Genomic DNA, 11923 nt, shown 5'->3' with positions numbered 1-11923 from the left:
CGGTGGGGCTCCTGATCGCATCGGAAGGTGTGCCTCGAACCCTACGCGGACTTTTGCTCACGGACAAGCAAAACTAGCCCTGCGCGCCCGCCAAGTCGGGCGCCCGCCGCACAGAAGCACGGGCGCTGTGGTTGACTCTGGCCATGTCCCCGCGCCGCCGCATCACCGTCAGCGCGGTCGGCGAGCTGCTGCTCCTGCTGGCCGACGGGGCTCCCCGGACTCGGGCCGACGTGGTCGCCGAGACGGGCCTGCCGCGCGCGGCCGTCTCCGCCCAGCTCGACGTCCTCACCGCCTCCGGCCTGGTCGCCCGACAGGACGACGCCCCCTCCTCCGGCGGCCGTCCCGCCGCCCGCGTGGCCTTCGACCCCCGGGCGCGCAGCCTCCTCGCCGTCGACCTGGGCGCCGCGCACGCCGTCGTCGCCCTGACCGACCTCGACGGCACGGTCCTCGCCCGCCGCCGCGAGAGCATCGCCATCGCCGACGGCCCCCTCGCCGTCCTCGGCCACGCCCTCGACGTCGCCGCGGCCCTGCTCGGCCGGACTCCGGCGGCCGGCCCGCTCGCGGGAGTCGGCGTCGGCGTCCCCGGACCCGTCGAGCACGCGACGGGCCGCCCGGTGAAGCCGCCGATCATGCCCGGCTGGGACCGCTTCGACATCCCGGAGTTCGTCGGCCGCCGCCTCCCCGTACCCGTCCTCGTCGACAACGACGTGAACCTGCTGGCGCTCGGCGAGCACGCCGACCACTACGCCGACGTGGACGACCTCCTCTACGTGAAGGTCTCCACCGGCATCGGAGCCGGGATCGTCAGCGGCGGCGCCCTGCAGCGCGGAGCCCTCGGAGCCGCGGGCGACCTGGGCCACGTGCAGGTCCCCGGCGACCGCGGCGAGGCCGACCTCGAGGCGATCGCGAGCGGCTCGGCGATCGCCCGCCGGCTGACCGAGTCCGGGATCGACGCCGCCAGCACCTCCGACGTCGTCACCCTGCTGACCGGCGGGGACCCCACCACCGTCGAGCTCACGCGCGCCGCCGGCCGCGACATCGGCGAGGTGCTCGCCACCTGCGTGAACCTCCTGAATCCGTCCGTCATCGTCGTCGGCGGCAGCATCGCCCAGGCCAGCCACGAGGTCCTCGCCGGGGTCCGCGAGGTCGTCTACCGCCGCTCCCTCCCCCTGGCGACCCGCGCGCTCGACATCGTGCAGGCCGCGGCCCAGGGCGGAGGCGTCCGCGGCGCCGCCCTGATGGTCCGGCGCCACCTCCTCTCCCCCGCGCACGTCGACGCCTTCCTCGACGCCTGAGCCGCCGGCGCGAGCCGTCGCGCCCCGGTGAGACGCCGCGGGTCGGCGTGCCGATTCGACCGGGCGCCGCAGGGGGCAGAGAATGAATCGGTGCCCGACCTGCAGCTCTCCCTCCCCTGGGAGACGCAGCCCGTCTTCACGGACGCCGAGCCCCCGCACCTCCGGAGGGTCGTCGCCGACTCCTCGGACCGCGTCGCCTGGCTCCGCGCCCGCTCGCGCGGCATCACGGCGACCGACGTCGCCCGCCTCTCCTCCCCCGCCGCGATCGGCAAGGCAGCGCTCGACAAGCTCTACGGCACCGGCTTCGGCGGCAACGCCTTCACCGACCACGGCCGCGCCCGCGAGCCCGAGATCGCCGCCTGGGTGCGGAGCGAGCACGCGATCGAGCCCAGCAGCACCCTCTTCCACGCGAGCCAGGAGCGGCGCCACCTCGCCACGCCCGACGGCATCGGCCTCCGCGAGGACGGCCGGCTCGAGCTCTGCGAGATCAAGACCACGACGAAGCCGTGGCGGAGCATCCCGCGCCACTACCTGCGGCAGGTCTTCTGGCAGCAGTACGTCCTCGGCGCCGAGCGCACGCTCGTCGTCTGGGAGCAGCACCGCGACTTCGTGCCGATCGAGGGCGAGCCGAACTCCCGCTGGGTCGACCGCGACGAGGACGAGATCCACATCCTCGTGCGGCTGGCGGGGATGCTGATGGCTGAGCTGCACGAGCGGACGCGCGCCCGGTGACGGTCCTCCTCCTGCACGGCCTGGGCGGCGACCGCTCCCAGCCGCTGGGGCTGCTGCGCTCCGCCCTCCCCGCCGGCAGCGAGGTCATCGCTCCGGACGTCCGCGCCCACGGCGCCTCCGAGCTGCTCGGCGCGCCCGACAACTTCGCCCTCGAGGCGCTGGCCGACGAGGTGACGGAGGAGGTCGTGCGCGCCGGAGCCGCGCACAAGCCGCTCACGGTGCTCGGCATCTCGATGGGCGCCGCGATCGCCCTGCGCCTCGCGGTCCGACGCGTGCTGCCGATCGACCGCGCCGTCTTCGTGCGCCCCGCCTTCACCGCCGAGCCGCTGCCCGAGAACCTCACCGTGTTCCCCGTCATCGCGCAGCTGCTGCACGACCACGGCGCGAAGCGCGGCGAGCGGATGTTCCGCGCCTCGGGCCTGTTCGCGCGCGCCGCCGAGGTGTCCCCCGCGTCGGCGGAGGCGCTGACGCTGCAGTTCCGCTCCCCGCGCGCGGCCGAGCGCGCCGTCCGGCTCGCCCAGATCCCGCGGAACGCCGCCTACCGCGACTCCGGAGAGCTGGGCGAGGTCATCGCGCGCACCCTGGTGATCGCGGCCGAGCGCGATCCCGTGCACCCGGTCGAGGTCGCGGAGGCGTGGGCTAGGGCTCTTCCGGATGCGGACTGCGAGCGGGTGCCGTCGCGGGACGAGGGCTTCGCCGCTCAGCAGGACCGGATCCGCGGGCACGTCCGCGGCTGGCTCGCTCGGCGCTGAGGTCCTCGAGCGCGAGCACCAGGCCGACGAACGCGAGCCAGAGCACTGCGATCGCCGTCGCCACGAACTCGAGCGTGCCGCCGAGCCGCAGCCACACGCGCAGGAGCGACAGGATCCCACCCGTCCCGGCGACGACCGCCACCGAGATCCCGGCGGCGAGCGAGAGCCGCGCGACCGCAGGGCGCCCCCGCACGGTCGCCAGCTGGAGCATCGCGGCGCAGGCAGCCCCGAAGCCGAGCACGGCGGCCGAGGTGTGGATGAGGTCCTGCCAGCGGAAGGCCGGCCCGACCGGCAGCGGGCAGCCCGCCGTGCAGGTCACCTGCGAGGCGAGCGCGAAGCAGGCGGCCGCCAGGAGGATCGCGCCCGCCGGGCGGAGGGCGGGGAGCAGGCGGGCGCGCACCGGCCAGGCGCCCGCGGCGATCAGCGCGCCGCCGGCCGCCACGAGCAGAAGAGCGGCCTCGAAGGCGCCCGCCGTCGGCAGGTCCGGCGCGCCCATCTCGCTGACGTAGACCCAGCGGCTGGTGCCGATGCTGATCCGGGCGGCCAGGAGGACCACGAGCCCGGCCAGGACCAGGAGGGCACCGCCGACCAGCAGGGTACGTCGGCGTCGCATCCCCTCATCGTGCCAGACCGGGCGCCCGCGGCTCCGCGCGCCAATCTTCTCCCGAGGGTGACACCCCCGTAACAGCGCCGACTCATTGCCTCGATTGACTGGTCGCGGCGTCGGATGCGGGGATCGGGGGCGACGTCCTCGGCACGCTCCACCCGCACGCCTCAGCGACAGGAAAGGCGACGATGCACACCAGCGCGCTCGGGCACGGCCTCGCGATCGGCGAGATCCCGGAGGAGGTCGTCCTCCCCGACACGATGACGGCGGCGGTGATCGACGCGCCGGGCGACGCCTCCGCCCTGCACCTGGCGACCGTGCCGACACCCTCCGCCATCAACGCCGAGTTCACCGTGAAGGTGGTCGCGGCCGGCGTGAACCCGCTCGACGCGAAGACGCGCGCGGGCCAGGGGGTCGCCTCGCAGATCGCCTCCTACCCTGCTGTCCTCGGCCACGACTTCTCGGGCGTCGTCGTCTCGAGCCCCTACCCGGCGCATCCGCTGCGGCCGGGCGACGAGGTCTACGGCTTCGTCATGGTGCCGCGCTACTCGGGCTCCTACGCGGAGTACGTCAGCGTGCCGAGCGTCTCCATCGCGCGGAAGCCGTCGACGCTCTCGCACGTCGAAGCGGCCGGCGTCCCGCTCGCGGCGCTCACCGCCTGGGGCATGGTCGTCGAGCTCGCCAAGGCGCACGAGGGTCAGCGGATCCTCATCCACGCCGGGTCGGGCGGAGTCGGCCACTTCGCGGTGCAGTTCGCCGCCTACTTCGGCGCCTCGGTGATCGCGACCGGCTCGACCCGCAACCTGCAGTGGCTGCACGAGCTCGGCGCCGCGCAGGTGATCGACCACACCGCCGAGCGCTTCGACGAGCTGCTGTCCGGCGTCGACGTGGTCATCGATCTGGTCGGCAACGTCCACGACGACACGGGCTCGCGCTCGCTGAGGGTCCTCCGCCCCGGGGGCCTGATCGTGAACGCGCCCACCGGGAGCTGGCCCGGGTTCTTCGAGGAGGCGGCCGCTGCGGGCGTGCGCGCCTCCACCTACCGCGTCGCTCCCGACGGGGCGACCCTCGGCGTGGTCTCGCGCCTTCTCGAGTCGGGCGACGTCCGCGTCTTCATCGACGGCATCTTCCCCCTCGCCCGCGCCTGCGAGGCGCACGAGCAGCTCGAGACGGGCCACACCCGCGGCAAGATCGTCCTCACCGTCTCCGAGGGCTGACCTCGGCGAGAGGCCACTCGGATACGCCGCGCGGAGCGGGTCGCGTACCCGGGTGGCGTCTCGCGGGGAGGGTCAGGCGAGAGAGCGCTCGAGGACGAAGTCGTCCTCCCAGCGGTCGCCGACGAGGAAGCGCTTGCGGCCGACGACCGCGAAGCCGTGCTTGGAGTAGAACCGTTGAGCACGCGCGTTCTGCTCGTTGACGCCGAGCCAGACGCCCGCGGCACCGTGATCCAGCGCCTCCTCGAGGGTCGCGGCCATCAGCGCGGCCGCCGCTCCGGAGCCGTGCCGGCCGGGCAGGAGGTAGAACTTGCTGAGCTCGACGGTCGGACGCAGCCGGATCGCCGCGACGACGTCGGCGTCGGCGGGCTCCCCGCGCACGAGCATCGCGTAGCCGGTCAGCGCGCCGGAGTCGTCGTCGACCAGGAGCGAGCGGAGCGGATCGGCGAGGTGGTCGCGGAAGCGCTCGACCGAGAGCACGGTGCGCACGAATTCGGCCTTCGCCTCCGCGGTGGTGTGCGGCGGGCAGGCCAGTGGGAAGGTCGCGGCGGCCAGCTCGGCCAGGGCGTCGGCGTCGGCGGGGGACGCCCGGCGGACGGTCACGGGAGGCGCGACGGAGCGGAGCGGCGGATCACCGGTCCAGTATGCCGGGACGACGAAGGAGGGGGCCCGCCGAAGCGGACCCCCTCCTCACGTCAGTGCGTGCTCGGCTCAGGCCAGGACGTTGACGTCCAGCGGGATGCCGGGGCCGAAGGTCGTCGAGACGGCGGCCTTCTGGATGTAGCGGCCCTTCGAGGAGGACGGCTTGAGGCGGAGGATCTCGTCGAGCGCGGTCTTGAAGTTCTCCTGGAGCTGCTCCTCGGTGAACGCGGCCTTGCCCACGACGAGGTGCACGTTGGCGTGCTTGTCGACGCGGAACTCGATCTTTCCGCCCTTGATCTCGGTCACGGCCTTCGCCACGTCCGGGGTCACGGTGCCGGTCTTCGGGTTGGGCATGAGGCCGCGGGGGCCGAGCACCTTTCCGAGACGGCCGACCTGGCCCATGAGCTCCGGGGTCGAGACGGCGGAGTCGAACGAGGTGTACCCGCCCGCGACCTTCTCGATGAGCTCGGCGCCGCCGACCTCATCGGCACCGGCGGCCAGCGCGGCCTCGGCGGCCGGACCGGTCGCGAACACGATGACGCGGGCGGTCTTGCCCGTGCCGTGGGGCAGGATGACCGTGCCGCGGACCATCTGGTCGGCCTTGCGGGGGTCGACACCGAGCTTGAGGGCGACCTCGACGGTGCTGTTGAACTTGGCGGAACCGGTCTCGCGGGCGAGCGCGACGGCCTCGTCGGCCGTGTAGAACTTGCCCTCTTCGAGCTTGGCCGCGGCGGCCCGGTAGGCCTTCGACTTCTGTGCCATGTTGTTTCTCCTTGAAACGAGAATGTGGTTCTAGAGCCTGGCGGGCTCTCCCACGGGGGTGATGGAGTTCTGGTGGTGCCGCGATCGCGGCCGTGACTGCTGCTCGCGGGAGGCGGGGAGGTCCTGCGGAGGCGTATCCGGACCGGGCGTGCGACCCCGCTGAGGGGCCGCCGTCGGGTTCATGAGGCTTCCGCGGTGGGTCCGCGCCGATGGGCGCGTCGCTCCCGCCGTCGAGCAGCGCGTCGCGCTACTCGACCGTGATGCCCATCGAGCGGGCGGTGCCGGCGATGATCTTCGCGGCGGCGTCGATGTCGTTGGCGTTCAGGTCGACCTGCTTCGCCTCGGCGATCTCGCGGACCTGCGCCTGGGTGAGCTTCGCGACCTTCACGGTGTGCGGGGTCGAGGAGCCCTTGGCGACGCCGGCGGCCTTCTTGATGAGCTCCGCCGCGGGCGGGGTCTTCAGCACGAAGGTGAACGAGCGGTCCTCGTAGACGGTGATCTCGACGGGGATGACGTTGCCGCGCTGCGACTCGGTCTGCGCGTTGTACGCCTTGCAGAACTCCATGATGTTGACGCCGTGCTGACCGAGCGCCGGACCGATCGGGGGCGCGGGGTTGGCCGCGCCGGCCTTGATCTGGAGCTTGATCAGGCCGGTGACCTTCTTCTTGGGGGCCATTCTGATTCCTTTTCTCAGGGTTCGAGCGGTCGGGGGCTCCCGGCCGCTCTCCCGCGCATCCGACGGTGCCGGATCGCGGTGGAGGAGGGTCGTCCGGCGCGCGCAGAGGCGGGCGCCGACACGAAAACCCGTACGAGCTTACACGAGCGGGGCCACCCCGACAGGGCGGAGGAGGGGCCGGCGCCCGGGTGCGCGCTGGCGGTGCCGGAGGAGGCGCCGCCCGGAACGGCGAACGCCCCCTCCGACGTGCGGAGGGGGCGTTCACGCGGCGCGGAGGCGACGCGTCAGAGCTTGGTGACCTGGTCGAACGACAGCTCGACCGGGGTCTCGCGCTCGAAGAGCGAGACGAGCACGGTGAGCTTGCCGCTCTCGGGCTTGATCTCGCTGATCGAGCCGGGAAGACCCGCGAACGAGCCCTCCTTGATGGTGATGGTCTCGCCGATCTCGAAGTCGACCTCGGCGGGCAGCACGCGCTGGGCCTGCTTCTGGCCCTTGGCACCGGAGGTCTTCGAGGGGGCGACATCCTTGATCTCGACGAGGCTCTTCAGCATCGTGAAGGCCTCCTCGAAGCGCAGCGGGGTCGGGTTGTGGGCGTTGCCCACGAAGCCGGTGACGCCCGGGGTGTGGCGGACGACCGACCACGAGTCCTCGTTGAGGTCCATGCGCACCAGCACGTAGCCGGGGATGCGCACCCGGGTGACCATCTTGCGCTGGCCGTTCTTGATCTCGACCACGTCCTCCATCGGGACCTGGACCTCGAAGATGTAGTCCTCGGCCTCGAGCGAGACCTTGCGGTTCTCGATGTTCGACTTCACGCGCTTCTCGAAGCCGGCGTAGGAGTGGATGACGTACCACTTGCCCGGCTTGCCGCGCAGCTCGGTGCGGAAGGCCTCGTACGGGTCGATGTCGGCGAGGTCCTCACCGGCGGACTCGGCGTCCTCGGCGGCGACCTCGGCCTCGTCCTCGACGGCCTCGAGGGCCGCTTCGGCCTCCTCGACGGTGTCGATGTGCGCGGCCTCGTCGACGGCGGAGTCGGCCTCGGGGTCATCGACGGAGCCGATGGCGTCCAGCGCTGCCTCGAGGTCGGAGGCGAGGTCGTCCTCGGACTCGTTCTCGTCGATGATGCTCAGCGCACCCTGCTCGGCGGGCTCGACGGCGTCCTCAGCCTGCGACTGGACGTCGCCCTCCTGCTCCTCCTCGACCTCCGACGACTGCTCGGCAGCCGTCGCCCAGTCGACGTCGTCGCGGTTTCTGTCAGACACTCGTCACAACTCTCTCTCGATCGATCGGTCGCGCCCCTCGGGGCGCGTCCCGCTGTCGCCGGCACCCTCCGCTCGCGCGGCCCGGATGCTCTCGGGTCAGGCGGCGGGTGTGCCGAACACGTACGTCACGGCCAGGGCGAAGACCCAGTCGAGGAAGGACACCAGCGCCATCATGATGACGACGAAGATCAGCACGACCACGACGTAGTTGCCCAGCTCCTTGCGGGTGGGCGTCACGACCTTCTTCAGCTCGGCGATGACCTGCCGGATGAAGAGGGCGATGCGCGCGAACGGGTTGCGCCGCGCGGCTCGCTGCTGATTGGCGATCGCGACGACGTCCTCGCTCGGCTCGTCGACTGCTTTCCCGGCCACCTGCACGCACCTTTCCCGCACCGGAACCTCCGGTGTGGCCGACCGCCCGTCATGGGCGGCCCTGGACCGATGACCGCAGCGTCGCGGGGACCGCGTGCGACGGGCATCGATGTGCAGGGCGGACAGGGCTCGAACCTGCAACCTGCGGTTTTGGAGACCGCTGCTCTACCAATTGAGCCACCGCCCTATGGATGCCGTTGCGAGCATCCGAGGAGGAGACCGACCCGCCGCCCCACCGCCGCGACCCTCGCGGGCGCTGCGGATGAGGGCAGAGATCGACTACCTCGGACGAGTGTACGTGGACCCGAAGGGCGTGTCCAGCCGAGCGGCGGGGGGCCTCGGAGCCCCGTGTGCGCGCAGGATACGCTGGCCGTCGTGTCCTCCACCACGCGCATCTCCGCCCGCATCGCCGCCATCGCCGAGTCCGCCACTCTGAAGGTCGACGCCAAGGCGAAGGCCCTCCAGGCCCAGGGCCGCCCGGTCGTCTCCTACGCCGCCGGCGAGCCCGACTTCCTCACTCCCGAGCACATCGTCGAGGCCGCCTCGGCCGCCGTGCTCGACCCGAGGAACTACCGCTACACCCCCGCGGCGGGCCTCCCCGACCTCCGCGCGGCCATCGCGGAGAAGACGGCGCGCGACTCCGGATGGGCCGTCGACCCCTCGCAGGTCGTGGTCACCAACGGCGGCAAGCAGGCCGTCTACCAGGCCTTCCAGACCCTCCTCGACGACGGCGACGAGGTGCTGGTGCCGACCCCGTACTGGACCACCTACCCCGAGGCGATCAAGCTCGCCGGCGGCGTGCAGGTGGACGTGTTCGCGGGCGCCGACCAGGGCTACCTGGTCACGGTCGAGCAGCTGGAGGCCGCGCGCACCGAGCGCACCAAGGTGCTCCTGTTCGTCTCCCCCTCCAACCCCACCGGCGCCGTCTACTCGGCCGAGCAGACCCGCGAGATCGGCGAGTGGGCCGAGGAGCACGGCCTCTGGATCATCGCCGACGAGATCTACCAGAACCTCGTCTACTCCACCGGCGACCAGGACGACGCGAGCCCGCTCGAGCACGCGACCTCGATCGTCGAGGCGGTGCCGGCCCTGCGCGACCGGACGATCCTCGTCAACGGCGTCGCGAAGACCTACGCGATGACCGGCTGGCGCGTCGGATGGATGGTCGGCCCGGCCGACGCGATCAAGGGCGCCTCGAACCTCCAGTCGCACCTCTCGAGCAACGTCTCGAACATCTCGCAGCGCGCCGCGATCGCCGCCCTCACCGGCCCGCAGGAGCCGGCCGAGGAGATGCGCCTGGCCTTCGACCGCCGCCGCCGCACCATCGTCGCCGAGCTGAACGCGATCGACGGGATCGAGTGCCCCACCCCCGGCGGCGCGTTCTACGTCTACCCCGACGTGAACGGGCTGCTGAACCGCGAGTGGAACGGCACCACCCCGACGACCTCCCTCGAGCTCGCCGACCTCATCCTCGAGCAGGCCGAGGTCGCCACCGTCCCCGGGGAGGCCTTCGGACCGAGCGGCTACCTCCGCCTGTCCTACGCCCTCGGCGACGACGCGCTCCTCGAGGGCGTGCGCCGCTTGCAGCGGCTCTTCGGCACCGTCTAGCCCCTCTCCTCCTGCGTCGTCGATAGGCCGCGGCCGGCTCGACGACGAGGTGCGTCGCAGAGAGCGGGATGCGCAGCGCGGACGACGATCCGCCGACACGCGGATCGCCGGTCGCCGCTCGACCGTGCCTCACGGTGACCGGCGGGTACTGCGACGCGCCTGTCCGACAGGTGAGGGGTGCCTGGCATCTCGGGGCGGGGAGGGCAAGAGGGAGGCGGAAATCGGGGATCACTGTCGCCGGAGGGGTGCGACAGGGCACGCTGTGACGATGAGCGAAGACCACGCCGTCCGAGTCCGCGACCTGCGGAAGGACTACGGGGGCGCTCCGGCGGTCGCGGGAGTCTCCTTCGACATCCACCGGGGCGAGACCTTCGCGCTCCTCGGCCCGAACGGCGCCGGGAAGTCGACGACCATCGAGATCCTCGAGGGCTACCGCGACCGCTCCGGCGGCGAGGTGTCGGTGCTCGGGGTCGACCCGCGCCACGGCGACCTGGCGTGGAAGGCGCGTCTGGGGATCGTCCTGCAGTCCAGCGGCGAGTCCGGCAACGCGACGGTCCGCGAGCAGATCGCGCACTTCGCCAGCCTCTACCCGCGACCGCGCGACGTCGACGAGACCATCGAGGCCGTCGGGCTGACGTCCAAGGCCCGCTCGCGCATCGGGCGCCTCTCGGGCGGCCAGCGCCGCCGCGTCGACGTCGCCCTCGGCATCATCGGCCGTCCCGAGCTGGTGTTCCTCGACGAGCCCACCACGGGATTCGACCCCGAGGCCCGCCACTCCTTCTGGGACCTGATCGCCCTGCTCAAGAGCGAGGGCACGACCATCCTCCTCACCACCCACTACCTCGACGAGGCCGCCCGCCTCGGCGACCGCGCCGCCGTGATCTCCGGCGGGCGGCTCCTGGCCATCGGCCCGATGAGCGCGATCGGAGGAGACGAGGCGCGCGTCCCGATCGTGCAGTGGCGCGAGGACGGCGTGCTGCACCGGCTGCGCACCACCGAGCCCGCCCGGACCGTCGCCGAGCTGCACTCCCGGATCGGTGAGCCGACGGCCCTCGAGGTCGTCCGCCCCAGCCTCGAGGACATCTACCTCGACCTCATCCGCGAGGACCGCGACGCGGTCGACCTGATCGGAGAACCCGCGTGACCGCCGTCGCCACCCGCCCCCGCACCCTCTCCACCGGCCCGGGACGCACCGTCCGCCTCGGACTCGCCCGGGCCCGCTACGAGATCCGCTCGTACTTCCGCGCTCCGGACCAGGTGTTCTTCACCTTCCTCTTCCCGGTGCTGCTCCTGACGATCTTCTCGGTCGCGTTCGGCGACACCGCGGTGATGCAGGCGAACCCGCAGGACCCGGGCATCCCGATGGCGGAGTACTACGTGCCGGGCCTGGCCGCGGCCGGGATCCTGCTCTCGGGCGTCCAGAACCTGGGCGTCGACATCGCGGTCGAGCGCGGCGACGGCACGCTCAAGCGCCTCGCGGGAGCACCGCTGCCGGTCTTCAGCTACTTCATCGGCAAGTTCGGCCAGGTGCTCGTGACGAGCCTCGCGCAGACGGCCCTGCTGCTCCTCGTCGCGGCGACGGTGTTCTCGGTCGAGCTGCCCACCGACAGCGGACGCTGGGCGACCTTCGCCTGGGTCTACCTGGCAGGAGTCGCGACGTCGGCCATCCTCGGCATCGCCGTCTCCGCGCTGCCCCGCTCGGGCAAGAGCGCGACCGCCGTGATCGTGCCGCCGCTGCTCGTGCTGCAGTTCATCTCGGGGTCGTACCTGTCGTTCACGACGCTGCCGGACTGGCTGCAGAACACGGCGAGCGTCTTCCCGCTCAAGTGGATCGCGCAGGGCATGCGCGCCGTGTTCCTGCCGAGCGGGTTCGAGGAGGCGGAGGTGAACGGGTCGTGGGACCTCGGCGGCGTCGCGCTGGTGCTCGGTATCTGGCTCGTCGTGGGGCTCGTCGCCTGCCGCTTCGGCTTCCGCTGGATCCGCCGCGACAGCTGAGCCGGA

Annotated in this window: 13 protein-coding genes and 1 tRNA gene; 7 read left to right on the top strand and 7 right to left on the bottom strand. The window is 72.3% G+C overall.

From position 1 onward, the window contains the following. Window positions 1–143 precede the first annotated feature (143 nt). From C5C36_RS13460 to C5C36_RS13450, 3 genes are all read left to right on the top strand, one after another. Window positions 144–1295 carry an ROK family transcriptional regulator gene (locus C5C36_RS13460; RefSeq protein ID WP_104223637.1) on the top strand — a complete coding sequence of 384 codons (1152 nt, stop codon included), beginning with the start codon at window positions 144–146 and terminating at the stop codon, window positions 1293–1295. 99 nt (window positions 1296–1394) lie between these two features. Beyond that, window positions 1395–2027 carry a YqaJ viral recombinase family protein gene (locus C5C36_RS13455; protein WP_104309889.1) on the top strand — a complete coding sequence of 211 codons (633 nt, stop codon included), beginning with the start codon at window positions 1395–1397 and terminating at the stop codon, window positions 2025–2027. Continuing rightward, window positions 2024–2779 (top strand): alpha/beta fold hydrolase, encoded by a 756-nt coding sequence (locus C5C36_RS13450; RefSeq protein WP_104309880.1) that lies wholly within the window; start codon window positions 2024–2026, stop codon window positions 2777–2779. The genes C5C36_RS13455 and C5C36_RS13450 overlap by 4 nt, the downstream gene beginning before the upstream one ends. Here the strand turns inward: C5C36_RS13450 and C5C36_RS13445 are convergent. Next, window positions 2667–3392 (bottom strand): DUF998 domain-containing protein, encoded by a 726-nt coding sequence (locus C5C36_RS13445; RefSeq protein ID WP_104223635.1) that lies wholly within the window; start codon window positions 3390–3392, stop codon window positions 2667–2669. The two genes, C5C36_RS13450 and C5C36_RS13445, sit on opposite strands and share 113 nt — an antisense overlap. Window positions 3393–3574: 182 nt before the next feature. Between C5C36_RS13445 and C5C36_RS13440 the strand changes: the two genes are divergently transcribed. Next, a complete protein-coding gene (locus tag C5C36_RS13440) occupies window positions 3575–4603 on the top strand; it encodes an NADP-dependent oxidoreductase (protein ID WP_374952914.1) in 1029 nt (342 codons plus the stop codon). A gap of 72 nt (window positions 4604–4675) precedes the next feature. Here C5C36_RS13440 and C5C36_RS13435 read toward each other — a convergent pair whose 3' ends face one another. The 6 genes from C5C36_RS13435 to C5C36_RS13410 all read right to left on the bottom strand — a co-directional run bounded on the left by C5C36_RS13435 (window position 4676) and on the right by C5C36_RS13410 (window position 8501). After that, window positions 4676–5203: a GNAT family N-acetyltransferase gene (locus C5C36_RS13435; RefSeq protein WP_104260445.1), complete on the bottom strand. Its 528-nt coding sequence runs from the start codon at window positions 5201–5203 to the stop codon at window positions 4676–4678. A 108-nt stretch (window positions 5204–5311) separates the two neighbouring features. Next, window positions 5312–6004 carry a 50S ribosomal protein L1 gene (rplA, locus tag C5C36_RS13430; RefSeq protein ID WP_104223633.1) on the bottom strand — a complete coding sequence of 231 codons (693 nt, stop codon included), beginning with the start codon at window positions 6002–6004 and terminating at the stop codon, window positions 5312–5314. Between the two features lie 247 nt (window positions 6005–6251). Next, window positions 6252–6680 carry a 50S ribosomal protein L11 gene (gene rplK, locus C5C36_RS13425; protein WP_104223632.1) on the bottom strand — a complete coding sequence of 143 codons (429 nt, stop codon included), beginning with the start codon at window positions 6678–6680 and terminating at the stop codon, window positions 6252–6254. A gap of 284 nt (window positions 6681–6964) precedes the next feature. After that, window positions 6965–7942 carry a transcription termination/antitermination protein NusG gene (nusG, locus tag C5C36_RS13420; protein ID WP_104223631.1) on the bottom strand — a complete coding sequence of 326 codons (978 nt, stop codon included), beginning with the start codon at window positions 7940–7942 and terminating at the stop codon, window positions 6965–6967. 96 nt (window positions 7943–8038) lie between these two features. Beyond that, a complete protein-coding gene (gene secE / locus C5C36_RS13415) occupies window positions 8039–8314 on the bottom strand; it encodes a preprotein translocase subunit SecE (RefSeq protein ID WP_068208793.1) in 276 nt (91 codons plus the stop codon). 114 nt (window positions 8315–8428) lie between these two features. Beyond that, window positions 8429–8501 (bottom strand) — tRNA-Trp (locus C5C36_RS13410). Between the two features lie 179 nt (window positions 8502–8680). Between C5C36_RS13410 and C5C36_RS13405 the strand changes: the two genes are divergently transcribed. From C5C36_RS13405 to C5C36_RS13395, 3 genes are all read left to right on the top strand, one after another. Continuing rightward, entirely contained in the window at window positions 8681–9922 is a 1242-nt protein-coding gene (locus C5C36_RS13405; protein ID WP_374953278.1) for a pyridoxal phosphate-dependent aminotransferase, read from the top strand. 268 nt (window positions 9923–10190) lie between these two features. Then, on the top strand, window positions 10191–11066 hold the full coding sequence (locus C5C36_RS13400) for an ABC transporter ATP-binding protein (protein ID WP_104254889.1): 876 nt from the start codon (window positions 10191–10193) through the stop codon (window positions 11064–11066). Further along, complete coding sequence (locus C5C36_RS13395) at window positions 11063–11917, top strand: ABC transporter permease (RefSeq protein ID WP_104223629.1); 855 nt, start codon at window positions 11063–11065, stop codon at window positions 11915–11917. The genes C5C36_RS13400 and C5C36_RS13395 overlap by 4 nt, the downstream gene beginning before the upstream one ends. Window positions 11918–11923: the final 6 nt, after the last annotated feature.

The sequence above is a fragment of the Rathayibacter sp. AY1G1 genome (assembly GCF_002932095.1).
Classification (GTDB): Bacteria; Actinomycetota; Actinomycetes; order Actinomycetales; family Microbacteriaceae; genus Rathayibacter.
Note: the sequence above shows the minus strand (reverse complement) of the source record. Positions and strands in the feature narration are given on the sequence as shown.

What these genes read in the sequence shown, in the direction of transcription:
- C5C36_RS13400 (WP_104254889.1), top strand. Translation starts at nt 10,191, where the DNA reads ATGAGCGAAGACCACGCCGTCCGAGTCCGCGACCTGCGGAAGGACTAC.
- C5C36_RS13445 (WP_104223635.1), bottom strand. Translation starts at nt 3,392, where the DNA reads ATGCGACGCCGACGTACCCTGCTGGTCGGCGGTGCCCTCCTGGTCCTG.
- rplK (WP_104223632.1), bottom strand. Translation starts at nt 6,680, where the DNA reads ATGGCCCCCAAGAAGAAGGTCACCGGCCTGATCAAGCTCCAGATCAAG.
- C5C36_RS13460 (WP_104223637.1), top strand. Translation starts at nt 144, where the DNA reads ATGTCCCCGCGCCGCCGCATCACCGTCAGCGCGGTCGGCGAGCTGCTG.
- rplA (WP_104223633.1), bottom strand. Translation starts at nt 6,004, where the DNA reads ATGGCACAGAAGTCGAAGGCCTACCGGGCCGCCGCGGCCAAGCTCGAA.
- C5C36_RS13440 (WP_374952914.1), top strand. Translation starts at nt 3,575, where the DNA reads ATGCACACCAGCGCGCTCGGGCACGGCCTCGCGATCGGCGAGATCCCG.